The following is a 22,010-nucleotide window of genomic DNA, read 5'->3' as shown; positions in this document are numbered from 1 at the left end:
ATATTGTTATATAGCAGTAATATTGTTCTTTTCACCTAAAAAATAATGTTTTTTTGAATGAAATTTCGAATTAATAAAAAAGTTTTCATACATTTGCTTACAAAATGATATAACTAAACATACTATTATGGAAAAGATTGATAAATTAGACAAACAAATTCTGGAAATTATCTCTCAGAATGCGCGTATTCCTTTCAAAGATGTTGCTGCTGAATGCGGAGTTTCACGTGCTGCAATTCATCAACGTGTACAGCGACTGATTGACTTGGGCGTAATTATCGGTTCCGGATACAATGTCAACCCCAAAAGCTTAGGTTACATGACTTGTACTTACGTGGGTATCAAACTTGAAAAAGGTTCCATGTATAAAAGTGTAGTAGCAGAACTCAACAAAATTCCTGAAATAGTGGAATGCCACTTTACTACCGGACCTTACACCATGCTAACAAAACTGTACTCTACAGACAACGAACATCTTATGGATTTATTGAACTCACGCATTCAGGAAATCCCGGGTGTAACCGCTACTGAAACCCTGATTTCTTTGGAACAGAGCATCAAGAAAGAAATTCCTATTCATCTGGATTAATGATGGAATTAATAACCGGACTAAACACAGGAGGCATAATCATTGGTTTATGCACTTTTCTCATAATAGGTTTTTTCCATCCCATTGTGGTAAAAGCTGAATATTATTGGGGGACCAAATGCTGGTGGATTTTTCTCCTATTAGGCATCATAGGTATAGCAGGCTCGGTAATGACAGACAATATATTAATTTCCACTCTTTTAGGAGTATTTTCCTTCTCATCGTTCTGGACCATAAAAGAACTTTTCGAACAGAGAGAAAGAGTTCTAAAAGGTTGGTTTCCCATGAATCCGAAAAGAAAAGAGGAATACAAGACAGACCCGGAAAAATAGAAGCTTAAGATATCATATAAAGAGTTCATGAAATTCAAACGAGGAATATCATGAACTCTTTTTTTATACATCATAAAAATACTTACATGTATGCGAAACATTAAAAACAATCTGACAGAACTCATCGGAAACACTCCGATGATGAGACTTAACAATATGGAGAAGGCCTACAAGTCCGAGGCCTCAGTAGTAGCAAAACTCGAAATGTTCAATCCGGGAGGAAGCGCAAAGGACAGAATAGCACTCAGCATGATAAACGATGCCGAGGAAAAAGGTATACTAAAACCTGGAGCAACCATCATCGAGCCCACAAGTGGAAACACCGGAGTGGGACTGGCATGGATAGCAGGACTGAAAGGCTACAAGTTGATATTAACAATGCCTGAAACAATGAGCCGCGAACGCCAACTCCTCCTGAAGGCATACGGAGCAGAGCTGGTACTGACAGCCGGCAACAAAGGCATGGGAGGTGCAATAGAAAAAGCAAAAGAACTGAATTCAGAGATAGAAGGCTCAATTATTCTGCAACAATTCTGTAACCCGGCAAACCCTGAGGCACATTACAAAACAACAGCCGAAGAAATATGGAAAGACACTGAAGGCAAAGTAGACGTTTTCGTGGCAGGAGTAGGCACAGGAGGAACCATAAGCGGAACAGGCCGCAAACTGAAAGAAAAGAATCCCCAAATAGAACTTATAGCCGTTGAGCCTGATTCATCGGCAGTAATCTCAGGCGACAAACCAGGACCACACAAGATACAAGGCATAGGTGCAGGTTTCATCCCGGATACACTCGACACAAATATTATCGACAGAATATTCCGTGTAGCAAACGAAGATGCCATGTCAACAGCACGCGAGCTTGCAAACAAAGAAGGAATACTCTGCGGAATATCATCCGGCGCAGCCGCCTATGCAGCCATGAAACTCTCGCAGGAAAGCCGATATAAAGGAAAAAACATCGTAGTATTACTGCCCGACACAGGCGAAAGGTACTTATCAACAGAACTGTTTGACAGATAATGAAAAAGCCCCGCTAATGCGAGGCTTTATTTTTTCGGTGGGCGTTGACGGATTCGAACCGCCGACCCTCTGCTTGTAAGGCAGATGCTCTGAACCAGCTGAGCTAAACGCCCGAAAGAGAAAATATTTGATCAAATTTTTCTTTAAAGTGGGCGTTGACGGATTCGAACCGCCGACCCTCTGCTTGTAAGGCAGATGCTCTGAACCAGCTGAGCTAAACGCCCGAAAGGGGGAAATTTGATCAATTATTTTTTAGGAGTGGGCGTTGACGGATTCGAACCGCCGACCCTCTGCTTGTAAGGCAGATGCTCTGAACCAGCTGAGCTAAACGCCCCTAAAACGAATTGAAAAAGAGATTTTATCGGAGTGGGCGTTGACGGATTCGAACCGCCGACCCTCTGCTTGTAAGGCAGATGCTCTGAACCAGCTGAGCTAAACGCCCGAAAAGGTCTCTTTGTCAATTGCGATGCAAAGGTATTACTTTTTTTTTAACCGACAATACATTTTCTGTTTTTTTTCTTGAAAAAGATGTTTTTCTTCAATTTTCCTCTTTTATCTTCCATATCTCCATTTCATTCCCAATCCAGCAATATCTATAAAATACCATTACCTTTTTAGTGTGACACGTACGTGCCACACGCGTCACACATACGTGTTACACGCGTTACACGAACGTGAAACGCTAGTGACACGAACGTGTAACGATAAACTTTTAAGCATCTTCAGGTTATATCTTTAGTTTTTCCTACAAAACCTGTATACACACAAACAAAATACACTTCAAAACTTATCACCCTCAATAGTAAGAATACTAAACACTCATATTAGTTTCACTTCTTCTGAGCTGGATACTGGCAATAACACAGAATGTGTTCTTCGTTCAGGAGTTTGTACGCCGTCCGCGTCCGGAAGAATTGAAACAGGAGCTGTTCAGCAGCAAGATATACGATTTTTTCCGCAAGTCGCTAATATTCATAATAAGGAAGAAATACACCGTGACAGCATGTATGTTAGTCCTACTCATCGTTTCGGCATGGGCTTTCTGATTTATACCACAAAAGTTCATGCCACTGCTGAACAGGCAATATTTCACCATAGGAATGTGGATACCTGAAGAAGGAAACATCTCAATCGTAGAGGTTATAAACGCAGAGATCTATCATCTTGAAGCAAAAGTGAATTTTATTCAGTCGAAACTGAATGCACAGATAGTCAGAAGCGGACTTGAAAGGGCAAGAGGAGAAAGGTTCTGAGTTTTTATTGGCAACTAATAACTAAAAACTTATTCACTACCTTTATACCGTTTACAAAACATGGAACAATGAAACGTTACTTATCGGATATTATACTTTACCTTGGATTGGGATGTTTTTCATACTTCGTACTGATAAACTATGCTGACATACCATCCCGTTTTCATGACGAACTGATTACGTTCAAAGCCTTCTCCGCTGTGGTCTTCATCCGCTGTGGGATAGGTCTAAGCATACGGTTTGTGTATGAAAAGATGATGTCATTCTATCAATACTTTCTGAAAGATAAAAGAGCATTATCCATGGCAATGATAATATGTGCCATTATCCTTCTGGCTGTAAACTATCTGATGCTTGTCACATCCAAATACATGGTAGGAGTCACAAATCCGTTTAACCTGCAACAAAACGGTATAACAATTATTCTTGGGGTATGGTTCATTGAGATAATAATAGTGGGACAGTTCATGCAGAACAAGTTTTATGCAGACCTAGTAAGGCTTTACAGACATGCGGAAGAACTTGAAAAGGCAAATGCACAGGCCAAATACCAGGCATTACAGAGCCAGCTGAACCCTCATTTCCTGTTCAACAATCTGAATACACTTATATCCGAAATAGAATACTCGCCTGCCAATGCGGTAGAATTTACAAGAAACCTTGCCGATACATACAGATATATTCTCATAAGCCAGAACAAAAATACTGTAAAACTGAGTGAGGAACTTGAATTTATCGACAAATACATACAACTGCACAAAGTCAGGCTTGGCGACTGTATAGAAATAACCAATAACCTTGATGAATCAATCAGAGAAACGTCTGTACCTCCGCTGACCATGCAACTGCTTATAGAGAATGTGATAAAGCATAATGTAATAAGCATTAGCAAACCTATGAATATCAGTATCTATAGCGAAAGGAACGGTAAGTCCTCTTTTATATGTATATCAAATCCTGTCAGAAAAAAACAGAATGCAGCCTCATCCGGAAAAGGTTTTGCAAACCTTTTGCAACGCTACCGGATGCTTTGCGGAAAGGATATCATTATAGAAGATGAAAACAACATATTTACAGTAAAACTACCTTTAATATATGAGTAAGGTTAGAGCCGTTATTATAGAAGACGAAATACCTGCCGCACGTCTGCTGAACAAGATGGTGGGCGAACTGCGTCCGGAATGGGAAATCACTGTATTGCCCGGAATGATTGAAGATGCAGTGGAATGGTTTGCCGTAAATCCGCATCCGGACATTATTTTCCTTGACATACAGCTTAACGACGGCATTTCATTCCTGTTCATAGAGCAGGCCAAGCCCAAAAGCATGATTATTTTCACAACAGCATACGACGAATATGCTGTACGGGCATTCAGTGTGAACAGCATTGACTATCTGTTGAAACCTATACACAAGGAAAGACTGAACGATGCCATAGAAAAGTTCGAGCGTTTTTATATGGCTGACAATGGGGCAAAATACCACTACGAATGCATAGAACAACTTCTGAAAATATTCACCAGTAAACAGGAGAAACAGTACCGCACAAGATTTCTCATATCATCGTCCAAACGTTTCTACACCATAATGGTGACTGATATAGCTTATTTCTATTCGGAGGATAAAACAACGTTCGCAATAACCAACGACAGGAAAAGGCATCTCATAGACTATCCGCTCACGAAACTGGAAGAGCAGCTTGACCCTAAACAGTTCATGCGCGTAAACAGGCAGTTCATCCTGTCTGCCGGATGCATAAGGAACATACAGAACTATTTCAACGGTAAGATGACAGTAAGCGTATCTCCCGAATTTGAAGGCTCAATACAGATAAGCCGCGAGAAAGTTCCTGCAATAAAAATGTGGTTGGCTGAGGAAATATAATATTAAACTATATCTTTGCAACCGGGAAAAACAATAAACTAAAAGTTATGATTTGGAATATATTTATATTGGTTGCAGGTCTGGCATTGATATTGGTTGGAGCCAATGCACTGACAGACGGAGCCGCATCGGTGGCTAAACGGTTTAAAATATCCGACCTCGTAATCGGTCTTACTATCGTGGCATTCGGTACATCTGCCCCTGAGCTGGTAATAAGCCTCCTGTCTTCAATACAGGGAAGCGCGGAAATGGCGATAGGTAATGTGGTGGGTAGTAATATCTTCAACATACTTATGATTATAGGCTGTACGGCTATGGTACTCCCTATACAGGTGGGACAAGGCACAATGAGCAAAGAGATACCTCTGGTTATTCTTTCTTCGTTTGTACTTGCCTTCATGGCTAATGATATCTGGCTTGACGGTGGAAGCAGCAATGTGATAGGTCGTGCAGACGGACTTGTACTGTTGGCTTTCTTCCTTATATTCATGCGCTACACTTTCTCCATAGCCCGCAATCAGGAGGGAGAATCAGAAGAACAGAAAATAGCTGAAATGCCGGTATGGCGTTCTTCAGTCTATATCCTTGGCGGATTGGCGGGATTGATTTTCGGAGGACAATGGTTTGTGGAAGGCGCAAGCGGCATAGCCTCATCGCTTGGAGTAAGCGACTCTATTATAGGTCTGACACTCGTAGCCGGAGGTACATCACTGCCTGAACTTGCCACTTCGGTTACAGCTGCCCTGAAGAAAAATCCGGGAATAGCCATAGGAAACGTGATAGGAAGTAACCTGTTCAATCTGTTCTTCGTATTAGGATGCAGTGCTTCGGTATCACCACTGCCTATGGGAAATATCAACAATATCGATATTCTGGTACTTGTATTGTCGTCCGTACTGTTCTGGCTGGTAGGCTGGTTCTTCAAGAAACGTACCATTACAAGGATAGAAGGTGCTCTGCTGGTGATTTGCTATATAGCTTACACCACATATCTGATTATGCAGCAACAGGCATAACAGACATATATAAAGAAAAACGTCCGGAGCGATAAACCCAATTATCATCCGGACGTTTTTCAGTTATATACTAAAGAATTATTCTGCAAAGCGTTTAGCCTGTTCAGCTATAAGTTCTACATCATCAAAATAATTGATTTTCATTGCCTTGCGAACTTCATCCATTGTCTGTGCAGCTGTTTCGCGTGCTACTTCGCAACCTTTCTTCAACATTTCGTAAATAGCAGGGATATCTTTCTCGAACTCGCTGCGGCGTTCACGGATAGGTCCGAGTTCTTCCTGCATGATGGCTGCAAGGAACTTCTTCACCTTCATGTCACCAAGACCGCCACGTGTGTAGTGAGCTTTCAATTCGTCAAGATTCGGATAGTCAGGCAAGTAACGTCCGAAGTGTTCAGGACGGCAGAATGCGTCAAGATATGTAAACACACAGTTGCCTTCCAGTTTTCCCGGGTCGCTCACCTTGATGTGTGTAGGGTCGGTGTACATGCTCTTTACCTTCTTTTCCACTTCATCGGCAGAATCTGACAGATAGATACAGTTTCCAAGCGATTTACTCATCTTAGCCTTTCCGTCTGTTCCCGGGAGACGAAGACATGCTGCATTGTCAGGAAGAAGGATTTCAGGTTCCACCAGAGTCTCACCGTAAATATGGTTGAAACGGCGGACGATTTCGCGTGTCTGTTCTATCATAGGTTCCTGGTCTTCGCCCACAGGGACTGTAGTAGCCTTGAAAGCAGTAATATCGGCAGCCTGGCTGATAGGATAAGTAAAGAAACCTACCGGAATGCTTGTCTCGAAGTTACGCATCTGGATTTCAGTCTTCACTGTAGGGTTACGCTGAAGGCGCGACACAGTTACGAGGTCCATAAAATAAAAGCTCAGTTCGCAAAGTTCAGGTATCTGCGACTGAATAAAAATTGTAGATTTGTTTGGGTCAAGACCTACGGCAAGGTAGTCAAGAGCCACCTCGATAACATTTTGACGAACTTTTTCAGGATTGTCTATATTGTCAGTCAAAGCCTGTCCATCGGCTTCAAAAACGAATATCTTATCAAATTTTCCAGAGTTCTGGAGTTCCACACGACGACGCAGAGAGCCCACATAATGACCTATATGGAGTTTACCTGTAGGGCGGTCGCCGGTCAGTATAATTTTTTCTTTTGCCATATATTAATTTATTTATAATTCCGATTTGGCGCAAAAATACAAAATAAAGAAGTATTTTCACTAAACATTTAAACTTTAATTACTTGGATGTATTATTCTTACCGAATAACGAAAAACTCTCACCGAAAGTTTTTGAATAGAATATCAACAAAGCTATAGTGCCACAACTTATTGCCGCATCTGCAAGATTAAACACAGGTGCAAAGAAAATAAAGTGATTTCCACCTACAACAGGCATCCACGAAGGCCAGTCAAATTCGAATAACGGGAAATAAAACATATCCACTACCCTGCCGTAAAGCCAATCAGCATAACCTTCTCCTACAGGAACAAAAGTCGCCACACTGGTATATGTACTTTCGCTGAAAATAGCTCCGTAGAATATACTGTCGATGACATTTCCTATTGCTCCGGCAAAAATCAGGGAGATACAGGTTATATAACCGTTCTTGTATTTCGCTTTAACAAGTTTCGTTATATACCATAATATAAATCCTGAAAAAACCAGTCGCATAATTGTCTGTACAGCCTTAGGCATAACCTGCATACCGAATGCCATACCATTATTCTCTATGAATGTTAGATAAAACCAGTCTGTTATACGAACACTTTCACCATAATGGAAGTTAGTTTTAATTATTATCTTAATGAGTTGGTCAAGAATGATGGTAACAAGAATTATGGCTACTGCCAATATGGATTTTGATTTATTGTTCATACACAAAGATCTGATTATTAAATTCTCCGTTATTTATTCTTCATTGAAGTGTGAATTACAGTAAGTCCGTAACTGTTTGCAAAGATAATTATTCGAATGAAAAAATCTATTATATTTATCATTATTCATGATACAATATTTACCTCATGGGTATCATAAATAAAATATGATGACATGCGATTTTATAGTGCCTTAAATGAAGTGCCATTTATAACAGATGTGACCTAAACAGCTTACTTTTTTCTTAATAACCGCATATTTCTGTAACTTTTTTTATTTTTATTTTCTTGTTTATTCGATAATAACACATACCTTTGTTTTACAGAAACAAAATAGACAAAAAGATGAAAGTAGGATTATTTATTCCCTGTTATATCAATGCTGTTTATCCCGAAGTTGGAGTTGCTTCGTATAAGCTTCTTAAAAGCTTGGGGGTAGATGTTGACTATCCGTTAGACCAGACCTGCTGCGGACAGCCTATGGCGAATGCAGGGTTCGAAAACGAATCGAAGGAATTAGCCAAGAGATTCGATAGATTATTTGAAAGCTATGATTATATAGTCGGCCCTTCTGCCAGTTGTGTAGTATTTGTGCGCGATCATTATGGTAATCTGCTGGAAGGAGAGAAACATCGTTGTGCCAGCGAAGGCAAGATATATGATATCTGCGAGTTTATTCACGATGTAGTGAAACCGTCTTCCCTTCAGGCTTCATTCCCTCATAAAGTAAGCATTCAGAACAGTTGTCATGGGGTACGTCTGATGAAACTTTCTTCTCCAAGCGAACTGAACATACCTTATTATAATAAGCTGCGCGATTTGCTGTCGTTGGTAAAGGATATCACAATTGTAGAACCAGAACGTCCGGACGAGTGTTGTGGCTTTGGCGGTATGTTTGCCGTAGAAGAGCACGATGTATCAGGGCAAATGGGGCGTGATAAAGTAAAACGTCACATGGCTACGGGAGCCGAATATATCGTAGGAGCCGACGGTTCTTGTCTGATGCATCAGAACGGTATTATCTCGCGTGAAAAACTTCCTATAAAGACCATTCATATTGTTCAAGTATTAGCTGCAGGATTATGAGTACAAAACATTCAAAAGCTGCCGGAAAGTTTCTGGAGAATAAAGGACTGGCAGCATGGCACGATGAAACATTGTGGATGGTTCGTGCCAAACGTGATAAAGTAAGCAAAGAGGTTCCTGAATGGGAACATCTGCGTGATATGGCATCTGCTATAAAGATGTATAGCAACAGTCATCTGGAGCAGTTGCTGATGGAGTTTGAAAAAAATGCCTTAGCCAACGGAGCTCATGTCTATTGGGCAAAAGATGCCGATGAGTACTGTTCCATTGTCTATAATATATTGAACGGACATCAGGTGAAGCATTTTATCAAAAGCAAATCAATGCTGGCTGAGGAATGTGGACTGAATGAATTTCTTGAGAATAAAGGTATAGAGGTCGTAGAAAGCGATTTGGGAGAACGTATTCTCCAGCTGATGCATAAACGTCCGAGTCATATCGTACTTCCTGCTATCCATGTTAAGAAAGAAGAAATCGGAGAGTTGTTCGTCCGTGAGATGGGAACAGAACCCGGCAATAATGATCAGACTTATCTTACCCATGCTGCACGTAAAAACCTGCGCCGTAAGTTTATCGAAGCCGAAGCAGCTATGACTGGTGCAAATTTTGCTGTTGCTTCAACCGGAGAATGTGTCGTTTGTACAAACGAAGGTAATGCCGATATGGGAACATCACAGCCAAAACTTCAGATAACAGCGTTCGGTATGGAGAAAATCGTACCGGACCGTGATGCACTGGGAGTATTTACCCGTCTGCTTGCCCGTTCAGGTACCGGACAGCCTATTACGACCTATACATCTCATTATCGTAAACCTCGCAAGGGAGGAGAGTTGCATATCATCATTGTAGATAATGGCCGAAGCCGTATTTTGGCAGACCAGGAACATGTCAAAACCTTGAACTGTCTTCGCTGTGGAGCATGTATGAACACATGCCCTGTATATCGTCGTTCGGGAGGTTACTCATATACTTACTTTATCCCCGGTCCTATAGGTATCAATCTGGGTATGCTGAAAGCACCTCTTCATTACTATGATAACGTATCGGCATGTTCTTTGTGCTATTCATGTCAGAACGTGTGTCCTGCAAAGGTAGATCTGGCAGATCAGATTTATCACTGGAGACAGCAACTGCATACACTAGGGGTAGCCAGCTCTTCCAAGAAACTGATGTCAGGTGGTATGAAATTCCTTATGTTGCGTCCCGCATTATTCAATTTCGCTTTAAAAAATGCTCCGATTGTAAACTCATTGCCTCGAGGCATGATATACAACGACTTGAATGATTGGGGTAAAGAACGTGAAATACCAGAATTTGCCAAAGAGAGTTTCAACGAAATGTGGAAAAAGAATAAAGTGAAATAAGTATGAGTAGCAGAGAAGACATATTGCAAAGCATACGCCGCAATACCAGAGTGCGTTATGAAAAGCCAGACTTATCCGGTTTGGAGCATGAGGCTCTTACGTACGAAGATAAACTTTCGAAGTTTTGTGAGATTCTAAAACAGGTAGGCGGACAGGCTGTAATACTGAAAGATAAGGAAAATGTCAATAACGTGATAAAGGCTGCATATCCTGATGCCAAACGCATTGCTTCAACAATAAAGGAAATAAAGACAGGAAATACAATACAGCCTATTACTTGCAGCACTTTTCATCCGGACGATGTAGAGAAATCGGGAGACCTGGATGGTACTGATGTGGCAATTGTAGAAGGACATATAGGAGTCTGTGAGAATGGAGCTGTATGGTTGACACAAGATGTGGAACAACGTGCCGTATATTTTATATCCGAAGCGCTTGTAATTATACTTGACAGGAACAATCTGGTAAATAACATGCACGAGGCTTATAAGCAAATCGATACAGGCGAATATGGCTATGGCGTATTCATTTCCGGCCCTTCCAAGACAGCCGACATCGAACAAGCACTTGTTATGGGAGCACACGGAGCCCGCAGCGTTACGGTTATTCTGATTTGACAACTCTTTTTTATGCGAATAAAAGCTTGCCCTATTCACACAGAGCAAGCTTTTTTTATTGGCATGCCCGGTATAGGTATTGGCCGGTCAACCCTTTTAAAGCCCGTTTCTGCAAAATATTATTTATCAAACTGATGAATGAATTATTTAAAGGCAGACAAATACTTTGTTTTCTTCAAAATAATTATTTTCTTTGCATATATTGCAAAAGATGAGACGACTATACATAAACAACCTTAAATAAAAACAAACATTTTATGAAGCAGAAATTCAAAAAAGTGCTTGTCCTTGGCTCGGGAGCTTTGAAGATTGGCCAGGCAGGTGAGTTTGATTACTCAGGTTCACAAGCTCTTAAAGCCCTGCGCGAGGAAGGAATCAAGTCTGTTCTAATCAATCCAAACATCGCTACTATCCAGACTTCGGAAGGTATAGCAGACCAAGTATATTTCTTGCCTGTTAATACATACTTCGTTACAGAAATCATCAAGAAAGAAAGACCGGATGGTATTCTTCTTGCTTTCGGTGGTCAGACAGCACTTAACTGCGGTACTGAACTTTATCAGAAAGGTATTCTCAAGGAATATGGAGTAAGTGTCTTAGGTACATCTGTAGAAGCTATCATGTACACTGAGGATCGTGACCTCTTCGTGAAGAAACTTGACGAGATAGAGATGAAGACTCCTGTAAGCCAGGCAGTGGAAAACATGAAAGATGCTCTGGAAGCTGCACGCAAGATAGGTTATCCGGTAATGATACGTTCTGCATACGCACTTGGTGGCCTCGGTAGCGGAATCTGTCCTAACGAAGAGAAATTCATCGAACTGGCTGAAAGCGCATTCACCTTCTCTCCGCAAATTCTGGTAGAAGAATCTCTAAAAGGATGGAAGGAAATAGAATTTGAGGTTATCCGCGATGCAAACGATCACTGCTTCACTGTTGCCAGCATGGAAAACTTCGACCCTCTGGGTATCCATACAGGTGAATCTATCGTTGTGGCTCCGACTTGTTCTCTTACTGAAGAACAGGTTACAATGCTTCAGGATTTGTCGAAGAAATGTATCCGTCACCTTGGTATCGTTGGTGAATGTAACATCCAATATGCTTTCAATGCCGAGACAAACGACTATCGTGTAATCGAAGTTAATGCACGTCTGAGCCGTTCATCTGCTCTTGCATCAAAAGCTACAGGTTATCCTCTTGCTTTCGTTGCAGCCAAAATCGGTTTGGGATATACTCTTGACGAAATAGGAGAAATGGGTACTCCTAACTCCGCTTACAAGGCTCCTGAACTTGACTATCTTATCTGTAAAATTCCTCGTTGGGACCTGACTAAGTTTGCAGGTGTTTCAAGACGTATCGGTTCAAGTATGAAGTCAGTAGGTGAAATCATGTCTATAGGCCGTACTTTCGAGGAAATCATCCAGAAAGGTCTTCGTATGATCGGTCAGGGTATGCACGGCTTTGTAGGTAACGACCATACTAAATTCGAAAACCTAGACGACGAACTTGCTAACCCAACAGACTTGCGTATCTTCGCCATCGCACAGGCTTTGGAAGAAGGTTACAGCATTGAACGTATATTCGACCTAACTAAGATTGACCCTTGGTTTATCGGCAAACTGAAAAATATTGTTGACTACAAGGCTAAACTTCAGACATATAACTCATTGGAAGAAGTTCCGGCTGATGTCCTACGTGAAGCTAAGGTTCTTGGTTTCTCAGACTTCCAGATTGCACGTTTCGTACTTAAACCTACAGGCGGAAATATGGAAAAAGAGAATCTGGCTGTACGTGAATATCGTAAGAAACTTGGCATCCTTCCGGCTGTGAAACGTATCAATACAGTAGCATCAGAACATCCTGAACTGACTAACTATCTGTATATGACATACGCTGTAGAAGGTTACGACGTAAACTATTACAAAAACGAAAAATCTGTTGTGGTACTCGGTTCGGGTGCATACAGAATCGGTTCGTCTGTAGAGTTTGACTGGTGTTCTGTAAATGCCATCCAGACAGCACGCAAGTTAGGCTACAAGTCTATAATGATCAACTACAACCCTGAAACCGTGTCTACAGACTACGACATGTGCGACCGTCTGTACTTCGACGAACTTTCATTTGAACGTGTTCTTGACGTAATCGACCTTGAACAGCCTCGCGGTGTTATCGTTTCTGTGGGTGGGCAGATTCCTAACAACCTGGCAATGAAACTTCATCGCCAGTCGGTACCTATCCTTGGAACATCTCCTGTATCAATAGACCGTGCAGAAAACAGAAACAAATTCTCTGCAATGCTCGACCAACTTGGCATAGACCAGCCGGCTTGGCAGGAACTTACAAGTCTGGATGATGTGAAGTCGTTCGTGCAGAAAGTAGGCTATCCTGTTCTTGTACGTCCTTCATACGTATTAAGTGGTGCAGCCATGAACGTATGCTATGATGAAGAAGAATTGACAAGATTCCTGCAAATGGCAAGTGAAGTATCTAAAGAATATCCGGTAGTAGTATCTCAGTTCATGCAGGATACGAAAGAAATCGAGTTCGATGCTGTAGCTCAGAACGGTGAGGTTGTGGAATATGCTATTTCTGAACACGTGGAATATGCTGGTGTACACTCAGGTGACGCTACACTGGTATTCCCTGCTCAGCAGATTTATTTCTCTACAGCACGTCTTATAAAGAAAATCAGCCGCCGTATAGCTAAAGAACTTAACATTTCAGGTCCGTTCAATATCCAGTTCCTTGCACGCAAGAATGAGGTTAAAGTTATCGAATGTAACCTTCGTGCTTCAAGAAGTTTCCCATTCGTTTCTAAAGTTCTTAAGAGAAACTTCATCGAAACAGCCACACGTATAATGCTGGATGCTCCTTATACACAACCTGACAAATCAGCTTTCGATATTGACCGTATCGGTGTCAAGGCATCCCAGTTCTCATTTGCACGTCTGCAGAATGCCGACCCTGTCTTGGGCGTAGATATGTCATCTACCGGTGAAGTAGGATGCTTGGGTGATGATTTCAACGAAGCATTACTTAATGCTATGATAGCAACAGGATATAAGATTCCGAAGAAGGGTATTTTAGTTTCGTCAGGTGCTACCAAATCTAAGGTTGACTTGCTTGATGCAAGCCATGCCCTCAGCAAGAAAGGTTATGCTCTATACGCAACAGCAGGTACTGCAACATTCCTTAACTCACACGGCATTCCTACCACCCCGGTATTCTGGCCGGATGAACGTCCTGATGCTGAAAACAATGTTATTAAGATGATAGCGGAACACAAGTTCGACTTGATTGTGAATATTCCTAAGAACCACACTAAGCGCGAACTTACCAACGGTTACCGTATCCGCCGCGGTGCGATAGACCACAATATTCCACTTATCACAAATGCTCGTCTTGCAAAGGCATTTATCGAAGCATTCTGCTCAATGGATGAAAAGGATATCCAGATAAAGAGCTGGCAGGAATATGTATAATGAATCATTTCCAGAACTATAATTTAAATCCCGGATGCCGAATGGTATTCGGGATTTATTTGTTAAATGTAGCATGAGGAACCGCACATTTTAACATCCAGAGATTGTTCATAAACCCTTCAATAGCTGTTCAGTCTATGTTCAGATACCGTTCTCTGAACTGCTACTAAACAGAAAATAAACATTCATTGAACAGTATCTAAACAAAAGAGTAGAATACAGTATTACCTGCATCCTACTCTCTTATAAATATGTAAAAAATCTATTTTATTTTACTTCAACATCGCTGATAACCTTTGCTTCGTATTTGAACTTGGCAAAACCTTCTTTCAATTTCTGAATGTTGGTTTTATCAGAATCATAAGTAATAGTAACTGTACGTTTCTTGAGGTCAGTTTCCATCTTCTTTACACCTTTCTCGAAAGGTATATTCTTCTTTACTTTATTTTCGCAGTTAACGCATTCCATCTGGTCAACCTTGAATACGATTTTACGAAGTTCTTTAGCAGATACCTGTGCTGCACACATAAAAGCAGCCATGAATGTAAACAATAATACTCGTTTCATGTTAATCAATTTAGAATTAAAAATTAATAATTAAAAACCTTATTCAGTTTAATAATTAACAATCAAAAATTAATAATGGCATTAAACTAATTATTAACTCTTAATTATTAATTATTCTTTCATCGTCAGTTTCTTGGTAAATTATATCTCACTCCTATATATCCTTTAGCTCCATGCATAGGTCCCCAAATCATTGAAGCATCAAAGTTGTTACCCCACGGATCGTCTGCACCGATAATGGCATTTTTCTGTTTGAAATTTGTAAGGTTTTCGCCACCTATATAAACAGACCAGTTTCTGAAGAAACGTGTTACCTGGAAGCTCAACTGTTCAAAGCCTTTGTATCTCTCGTTCCATGACAGTGTACCGTCGGCTAACGTTTCAGGTGTCGGCATACGTCCACCACCGTTCAACTGCAGTGTACCATCGAACTGCCATTTACCGAGAGGAGTCTTGTAAGAAGCTGTAATCAGCCCTTTATACTTTCCTGTCAGTGCCTTTTCGTAAAGAGTTCCATTTATAGTCTGTTTAACGTCAGTCATACGCCATGCGGCAGTAAGATTGAAACCTTCGAAGAACGGATATGTAGCCTCAATCTGGAATACCTGTGAATATGAACGTCCGTCAAGATTTCCAAATGAAATTTCATGAGCGTTCGATTCCATGTCTATTACCAACTGGTTCTGGAAATCTGTGTAATAATATTCTGCATTCAGATTAAGAGTCTTGCCGAAGAGAGGAATGTATGTAGCAATACTCAATCCATAATTCCATGCCTCTTCCTGATCTATATTGTCTGCTATGACAACTTTACGACTGCTGGCAAGCATATAACAGTTTTCTGCAAATATATGGTTAGTACGATAACCCTTTCCGGCAGAAGCACGGAAGTTGATATATTCGTTAGGTGCGTATTTAATATTCGCACGTGGAGTTACAAAGAAACCATACAAATCGCTATAATCGGCTCTCAAGCCAGCCATTACTGTAAGCTTATCACTCGGCATATATGTATACTGTGCATATGCACCGGCTACCGCCTCTTTATCAAGACCTGGAGCTGCACCATTATAATCTTCATCCAGATATATCTGGTCGTAACGATCATAATTCAAACTTAATCCTGTAGACAAAGAATGTTGCTTATTGAATTCAGTCTCAAACAAAAGAGATGCATACGCATTCTGCTGGTCTACATTATATACCTTACGTCCGTAAAGCGCATCCATATTATGGATTGTACCCGAAGTGATAAGTGCAAGGTTTGTGTTATGCTCCTTATTGAAGATATAAGCCTGCTTGATGAAAGCTTCATATCTGTCGGTATTCATATCTATACGGTAAGGGTCGGCATAGGTATGTCCACCATGAGAGACCTGTCCACTTGCACGCTCTTCATTTATAAATTTAATACCAGCCTGGAATACATACTTATCACCCATGTATGCCCATCTATTGAAAAGATTGTATTGTTCCACCTGCGGTATATCGGCAAATCCGTCACCATCACTGTCGTGCGCCTTTGTTTCATTCTCATAATGGGCAAAAAGCATTGTACTCCACTTGTCCGACAGTTTCACTGATGCATCGGCATTTGCCTCATAACGGTTAGTAGTACTTGCAAAAAGATTTGCTGAAAACCAGTCAGCCTCAGCAGCCTGAGGTTTCTTGAATTCGATATTAATCTGACCGGTCAGAGCCTCATAGCCATTCTTTACAGATGATGTTCCTTTACTCACCTGAATACTGCTCATCCACGGTCCTGGAACATATCCCAAACCGTATGGTGCAGAAGCGCCTCTGAAGTTAGGAATATTCTCTGTAAGCATCTGAACATATGTTCCTGACAATCCCAGCAGTTTTATCTGCTTAGCTCCAGTTGCAGCATCAGAATAGTTTACGTCAACCGAAGGATTGGTTACGAAACTTTCTCCCAGATTACAACAAGCTGCACGACACAACTCATCTGAATTTATCAGTTCTGCATTTGTCACACTGCTACGCAGCTTCTGAAATCCCATTTTTCTGCCTGTAACATTTACTTCGTCAAGTTGTACACCTTCGTTTAAAACTATATCGATATACTCCTGATAGGATGCAATGCTTATGGTGTCTGTATTATATCCGATAAAACTTACAACAAGTTTGTCTGCATCAGCAGGACGTTCGAGGGTGAATTCTCCATTCATATCGGTACTTCCACCATGTGAGGAATTCAGCCATACAAGATTTGCTCCGGGTATAGGTTCGTTGTTACCATCTTTCACCGTACCCGTAAGCGTGTTGGCCGCCATTAGAGGTAAAGCGGTCAATGACAATAAAATAGATAAGTATTTCATTAAAAAAAATATTTAGTTAAACACATTTTCATGGTGCAAATGTAGCTATTCCCCTATGCAACCATATTGCAAAGAAGGTACGCCACATCCGGAATAACAAAACCAAATGTGTAAAACTAAATAATCAAGACTGAATGATAAGCCAATAACGCCCGTCCACTATTAATAACAGGAGGAGCGTTAGGAGCCTGCGAGAATAATAATCCGGCGGAAACCGGAGGTATTATATAAGATATGTGTTCTGGTAAATCAAGAGGCATTTGGATGAATGAAACAGCATCATCCTCATGAGAAACCTTAAAGAAATAATCTATATTGTAATGAACATTTATACAGGAGCATTCTTCTGATACGGAAGTTTCAGAAGAATCATTATTTGAATGATGGCAACAGCCTTTCGTATCATTACATGAATGATGAATTGAAGAGGAACATGCCTGAGTCTTGCAATAAGCTGAACAGATATGTACCATTCCCGCCCCTGCTCCAAGATTAAAAACTATAAGAGCAAGAACAAGTATCAATATGTTGTATAAATTCTTCATCCGCTGCAAAGATAGTGCAAACCGAGTGAAATACAAAGTGAAAACAAAGTTTTCGACTTTTAATTCCGAAATGCATCCTATCTTATCTAAAGATACGAAAGACTGTCAAATCACATCTATATATATTAAGGACAAACTATTTCGGATTATAAACCTGAAGAGACAGTTCGCCACGCAATGCGCCCAATGCATTCATTGCCAAAGCCCCCATTTCATCTTCGCCTGGTATAACTTCAATATGAGCAAGCCCTTTAATCCATGAAGAAATTTCAGACACTATATAATCACCGTGGGCCATTCCTCCTGTCAGTATAATAGCATCTGTCTTTTGCCTCAAAACGATATGCATGCTTCCTATAGTCTTTGCAATGTTATATGCCATAGCATGCAATACATTATATGCATGAGTGTTTCCGGCCTTAATTTCTGCTACTACATTTCTGACATCTGTAGTTCCCAAATGGGCAAACAGTCCACCATGACCATTTATCTTCTTTACCATCTCGTCATGCGTATATTTACCGCTAAAGCATAAATCTACAAGTTGTCTTGTCGGTATGGAACCAGCTCTTTCAGGACTAAAAGGTCCGTCACCGTCAAGTGCATTATTTACATCTATCACTCTTCCATCAGAATGTGCACTGATAGATATACCTCCTCCCAGATGTGCTACAATCAGATTAAGATCCTCATATCTGCGTCCAATGCTTGCCGCATATCTACGCGATACAGCACGACTGTTTAATGCATGGAAAACTGATATTCGTGAAATTTCAGGCATTCCTGTTACACGAGCCAAATCGTTCATCTCGTCAGTAACCACAGGATCGGCAATATATGCAGGGCAGTTACATTCCTTTGCTATCTCATCTGCTATAAGACCTGCAAGATTGGACGCATGCTCCATAACAGAGTTTCTCAAATCATACTTTATCTTCTCATCAACCAGATATACGCCTCCCTGAGTAGGTTTAAGCAATCCTCCACGTCCTATTACAGCATCAAATTCCAGACTGAAACCTGCTTCTTTCAATGATTTGACTATCAGTTCCATTCTGAAATCATGCTGCTCGTTTACATGTGTGAAGCGCGACAATTCATCTGCCGGATGATACACATTTTCACTCCATAACTGATTTTCATTATCATAAACTGCAACCTTTGTTGAGGTTGACCCTGGATTAATCACAAGTATTCTCATAAATGTCAGATTTATTTTCCTGCAAGACATGCCAATACCAGACTATAATACTTCGAATTACCCGAATCGCTTCGCGAAGGAACAACCACCGGTGCAATAGTGCCGGTAAGCATTCCCGCCATATTAGCATCGCCAAACAGTGAAAGTGTTTTATAAAAGGTATTTCCTGATTCAATATTAGGGAATATCATTATATCCGCATTTCCTATCACAGGCGATGACATTCCTTTTATTTCTCCACTATGGGCATCACATGCAGTCTTGGCATCCATAGGTCCGTCTATATACACCTTACCCATCTTGCCCTCTGATGCTTCTTTGTTCAATTCTGTATAGAAAATAGTATGAGGGAACTTGGCATTTACCTTTTCAGAACAATGTATCAATGCTACACGCGGTTCCTCCATTCCAAGACGATTGCATATAGCTATATCGTTCATTATCATTGCTCTGAACTGATCGAGGGTAGGTTTTGGAATAACTGCTGCATCCGAAAAAAACAACAGTTTGTGATAAAGAGGTATTTGTGCTACTGCCACATGACTAAGTACCCCACCCGGTGGAAGCAACCCTTTTTCCTTATGCAAAACGGCTCTAAGAAGATTGTCGGTATTAATCAATCCTTTCATAAGGACATCAGCCTCACCGGAACGAACAAGTTCTACAGCCAGAGCAGCAGCGTCATCCGGCGTAGGAGCAGTATATACACGCACGAAATCAGGAGATGCTGCATACAGACTGTTTGACACATCAACATGTTCTTCATCCGTTACCAAAAGATATTCTGCTATTTCTTCTCTGAGACTTCTTATTATGACATATTCGGTATGAGGGTCATTAGGACAAACGACAGCAACTCTGCGTCTTTTGTTAGTTAAACGCAGCCTGCTTACCATTTGGGAAAGTGTTCTTACAGGTTCCATAGAGTGTTATTTTAAACAAATATCCGAAATAAATCCGATTTTTCCGTATATTTGTCAGAGTTATAATAAAGATTAACGTATGAAAACGTATAATACATTCGATATACAGGCCGATTATGACAGTTTGCATAGCAAATTGCCATCAGACAGACAACGTCCAATAATCGGAATTACTGCAAATATCAGCGATGGAAACGTATCACTGTTTCCAGGATATTTCAAATCAATATATGAGGCTGGTGGTATTCCTTTAGTAATCCCGCCATCCGAAGATTTAAGCATTCTGCCTAATCTGCTTGATTCACTTGACGGTATACTCCTGAGCGGAGGAGCAGATATCAATCCGCTGTTCTTAGGAGAAGACCCTGTAAGAGAACTTCATAATATCAATCCTTACCGCGACCGCCAGGAAATGATGATTGTAAAGATGGCTGCCGACAGACAGATTCCTATCCTTGGCATATGCAGAGGTATACAGATTATGACAGCCGCATTAGGAGGAACACTATATCAGGACATTTATTCACAGGCCGAAGGAAAACTGATAAAACACAGTCAGGACCTTGACCGTTCATATGCATCGCACACTGTAAACATTGAAGAAGGAAGTCTCCTTGCCGAGGTGATGGGTAGAACCGTGTTACCAGTAAACTCATTCCACCATCAAGCAGTAAAAGAGCCTGCCCCGGGATTTAAGGTATGTGCCCGTTCCAATGACGGAATAATAGAAGCTGTGGAAAGTACGGAATACAAATCTATGCTCGGAGTACAGTGGCATCCGGAATGTTTCATCCTTAACGGCGATACGCTTATGATGCCGCTCTTTGAATGGCTGATAAAGGAATCATCATCATTCAAAGAGGCCAAAAGACTTCACCATAGGATATTGACACTCGATACTCATTGCGACACCCCTATGTTCTTCGGCCAGGGTATCAACTTTGCCACCAGAGACACTAAAATAAAAGTAGACCTTCATAAAATGACAGAAGGAAGACAGGATGCAACAATAATGGTGGCATATCTTCCACAGAAAGAACGTACAGACGAAGCACTTCTTGCTGCAACCGCAAAAGCAGACAGGCTACTTAATGAAATGGAAAAGATGGTGGCAGAAAATTGCACAGCTGTAGATATAGCCTATACTCCTTCCGACCTTTACCGTCTGAAGATGGAAGGTAAAAAAGCAATCATGCTAGGTATAGAAAACGGCTATGCCATTGGTAAGGATATCACAAATGTGGAACGTTTCAGAAAAAGAGGTGTGGTATACATGACTCTGTGCCACAACGGAAACAACGACATATGCGGTTCGGCTAGGTATAACGACGAAAATCTTGGTGTAAGCCAGTTCGGCGAGGCAGTCATACGTGAAATGAACCGTACAGGAATGATGATAGACCTGTCGCACAGCGGAGAGAGAAGTTTCTACGACACTCTGGAGATAAGCCGGATGCCGGTGGTATGCTCACACTCGTCATGCCGTTCTCTGTGTGACCATCCACGCAATCTTACTGACGAACAGATTAAAGCCATTACACGTAAAGGTGGAGTGATACAGATATGCCTTTACAGCGGCTTCCTCCGCTCCGACCGTGAAGCAAATATCCTTGACGCGATAGAGCATCTCAACCACATAGTAAACCTCGCAGGAGTAGAGCATGTGGGAATAGGAACAGATTTCGACGGCGATGGCGGCATCATAGGTTGCAACGACTCTTCAGAACTCATCAATTTCACTCGCCGGCTTATGAAAGAAAGATATAGTGAAGAAGATATAAGACGAATATGGGGAGGAAACTTCCTCCGGGTTATGGAAGAAGTGCAGAAACATTCTTCATTATAAATTTTAAAAAGCCTTTTGAAAACTTTTTGCAAACAGTTTTCAAAAGGCTTTTCAGT

The 22,010-nt window shown here is 41.0% G+C and carries 20 protein-coding genes and 4 tRNA genes; 13 read left to right on the top strand and 11 right to left on the bottom strand.

Annotated features, from left to right (window positions below; all coding sequences use genetic code 11):
- Positions 1–127 precede the first annotated feature (127 nt).
- The 3 genes from I6E11_RS07715 (at position 128) to cysK (ending at position 1,944) form a co-directional block, all read left to right on the top strand.
- On the top strand, positions 128–589 hold the full coding sequence (locus I6E11_RS07715) for an Lrp/AsnC family transcriptional regulator (protein ID WP_235337466.1): 462 nt from the start codon (positions 128–130) through the stop codon (positions 587–589).
- 2 nt (positions 590–591) lie between these two features.
- The gene (locus tag I6E11_RS07710) at positions 592–921 is read left to right on the top strand and encodes a DUF4491 family protein (RefSeq protein ID WP_235337468.1); all 330 of its coding nucleotides are present in this window, start codon (positions 592–594) and stop codon (positions 919–921) included.
- Positions 922–1,011: 90 nt separating this feature from the next.
- A complete protein-coding gene (cysK, locus tag I6E11_RS07705) occupies positions 1,012–1,944 on the top strand; it encodes a cysteine synthase A (RefSeq protein ID WP_235337465.1) in 933 nt (310 codons plus the stop codon).
- Positions 1,945–1,982: 38 nt separating this feature from the next.
- Here cysK and I6E11_RS07700 read toward each other — a convergent pair.
- From I6E11_RS07700 to I6E11_RS07685, 4 genes are all read right to left on the bottom strand, one after another.
- Positions 1,983–2,057, bottom strand: a tRNA-Val gene (locus tag I6E11_RS07700).
- A gap of 36 nt (positions 2,058–2,093) precedes the next feature.
- Positions 2,094–2,168, bottom strand: a tRNA-Val gene (locus I6E11_RS07695).
- A gap of 35 nt (positions 2,169–2,203) precedes the next feature.
- Positions 2,204–2,278 (bottom strand) — tRNA-Val (locus I6E11_RS07690).
- A gap of 33 nt (positions 2,279–2,311) precedes the next feature.
- Positions 2,312–2,386 (bottom strand) — tRNA-Val (locus I6E11_RS07685).
- Between the two features lie 427 nt (positions 2,387–2,813).
- On the opposite strand from I6E11_RS07685, the gene I6E11_RS07680 reads away from it, so the two are divergent.
- From I6E11_RS07680 to I6E11_RS07660, 5 genes are all read left to right on the top strand, one after another.
- A complete protein-coding gene (locus tag I6E11_RS07680; protein ID WP_235337464.1) occupies positions 2,814–2,990 on the top strand; it encodes a hypothetical protein in 177 nt (58 codons plus the stop codon).
- An 18-nt stretch (positions 2,991–3,008) separates the two neighbouring features.
- A complete protein-coding gene (locus I6E11_RS07675) occupies positions 3,009–3,197 on the top strand; it encodes a hypothetical protein (RefSeq protein WP_235337463.1) in 189 nt (62 codons plus the stop codon).
- Between the two features lie 68 nt (positions 3,198–3,265).
- Entirely contained in the window at positions 3,266–4,300 is a 1,035-nt protein-coding gene (locus I6E11_RS07670) for a sensor histidine kinase (RefSeq protein ID WP_235337462.1), read from the top strand.
- Complete coding sequence (locus I6E11_RS07665) at positions 4,293–5,081, top strand: LytR/AlgR family response regulator transcription factor (RefSeq protein WP_235337460.1); 789 nt, start codon at positions 4,293–4,295, stop codon at positions 5,079–5,081. The genes I6E11_RS07670 and I6E11_RS07665 overlap by 8 nt, the downstream gene beginning before the upstream one ends.
- A 47-nt stretch (positions 5,082–5,128) precedes the next feature.
- Positions 5,129–6,097 carry a calcium/sodium antiporter gene (locus tag I6E11_RS07660; protein WP_235337458.1) on the top strand — a complete coding sequence of 323 codons (969 nt, stop codon included), beginning with the start codon at positions 5,129–5,131 and terminating at the stop codon, positions 6,095–6,097.
- A 78-nt stretch (positions 6,098–6,175) separates the two neighbouring features.
- Here the strand turns inward: I6E11_RS07660 and trpS are convergent, their stop codons facing one another.
- Both trpS and I6E11_RS07650 read right to left on the bottom strand, forming a co-directional pair.
- Entirely contained in the window at positions 6,176–7,267 is a 1,092-nt protein-coding gene (gene trpS, locus I6E11_RS07655) for a tryptophan--tRNA ligase (RefSeq protein WP_235337456.1), read from the bottom strand.
- A gap of 79 nt (positions 7,268–7,346) precedes the next feature.
- Positions 7,347–7,985: a lipoprotein signal peptidase gene (locus I6E11_RS07650; protein WP_235337454.1), complete on the bottom strand. Its 639-nt coding sequence runs from the start codon at positions 7,983–7,985 to the stop codon at positions 7,347–7,349.
- Positions 7,986–8,329: 344 nt separating this feature from the next.
- On the opposite strand from I6E11_RS07650, the gene I6E11_RS07645 reads away from it, so the two are divergent.
- The 4 genes from I6E11_RS07645 (at position 8,330) to carB (ending at position 14,533) form a co-directional block, all read left to right on the top strand.
- Complete coding sequence (locus I6E11_RS07645; protein ID WP_154043439.1) at positions 8,330–9,070, top strand: (Fe-S)-binding protein; 741 nt, start codon at positions 8,330–8,332, stop codon at positions 9,068–9,070.
- Positions 9,067–10,434: a lactate utilization protein B gene (locus I6E11_RS07640; protein WP_235337452.1), complete on the top strand. Its 1,368-nt coding sequence runs from the start codon at positions 9,067–9,069 to the stop codon at positions 10,432–10,434. Before I6E11_RS07645 ends, I6E11_RS07640 begins: the two co-directional genes overlap by 4 nt.
- 2 nt (positions 10,435–10,436) lie before the next feature.
- Entirely contained in the window at positions 10,437–11,051 is a 615-nt protein-coding gene (locus tag I6E11_RS07635; RefSeq protein WP_235337450.1) for a LutC/YkgG family protein, read from the top strand.
- A 257-nt stretch (positions 11,052–11,308) separates the two neighbouring features.
- Positions 11,309–14,533, top strand: a complete 3,225-nt coding sequence (carB, locus tag I6E11_RS07630; RefSeq protein WP_235337449.1) for a carbamoyl-phosphate synthase (glutamine-hydrolyzing) large subunit — start codon at positions 11,309–11,311, stop codon at positions 14,531–14,533.
- Between the two features lie 267 nt (positions 14,534–14,800).
- On the opposite strand, the gene I6E11_RS07625 is transcribed toward carB, so the two are convergent.
- From I6E11_RS07625 to I6E11_RS07605, 5 genes are all read right to left on the bottom strand, one after another.
- Positions 14,801–15,100, bottom strand: coding sequence for a heavy-metal-associated domain-containing protein (locus I6E11_RS07625; RefSeq protein ID WP_235337447.1), 300 nt, complete (start codon positions 15,098–15,100; stop codon positions 14,801–14,803).
- A gap of 125 nt (positions 15,101–15,225) precedes the next feature.
- The gene (locus tag I6E11_RS07620; protein WP_235337445.1) at positions 15,226–17,439 is read right to left on the bottom strand and encodes a TonB-dependent receptor plug domain-containing protein; all 2,214 of its coding nucleotides are present in this window, start codon (positions 17,437–17,439) and stop codon (positions 15,226–15,228) included.
- 116 nt (positions 17,440–17,555) lie between these two features.
- Entirely contained in the window at positions 17,556–17,984 is a 429-nt protein-coding gene (locus I6E11_RS07615; protein ID WP_235337443.1) for a hypothetical protein, read from the bottom strand.
- A 136-nt stretch (positions 17,985–18,120) separates the two neighbouring features.
- Positions 18,121–19,185 (bottom strand): butyrate kinase, encoded by a 1,065-nt coding sequence (buk, locus tag I6E11_RS07610; RefSeq protein ID WP_235337442.1) that lies wholly within the window; start codon positions 19,183–19,185, stop codon positions 18,121–18,123.
- A gap of 11 nt (positions 19,186–19,196) precedes the next feature.
- Positions 19,197–20,108, bottom strand: a complete 912-nt coding sequence (locus tag I6E11_RS07605) for a phosphate acyltransferase (protein ID WP_235337441.1) — start codon at positions 20,106–20,108, stop codon at positions 19,197–19,199.
- A gap of 79 nt (positions 20,109–20,187) precedes the next feature.
- Here I6E11_RS07605 and I6E11_RS07600 point away from each other — a divergent pair, with 79 nt between their 5' ends.
- On the top strand, positions 20,188–21,954 hold the full coding sequence (locus tag I6E11_RS07600) for a gamma-glutamyl-gamma-aminobutyrate hydrolase family protein (protein ID WP_235337440.1): 1,767 nt from the start codon (positions 20,188–20,190) through the stop codon (positions 21,952–21,954).
- Positions 21,955–22,010: the final 56 nt, after the last annotated feature.

It is taken from the genome of Bacteroides caecigallinarum, assembly GCF_021531075.1.
Lineage (GTDB): Bacteria > Bacteroidota > Bacteroidia > Bacteroidales > Bacteroidaceae > Phocaeicola > Phocaeicola caecigallinarum_B.
Note: the sequence above shows the minus strand (reverse complement) of the source record. Positions and strands in the feature narration are given on the sequence as shown.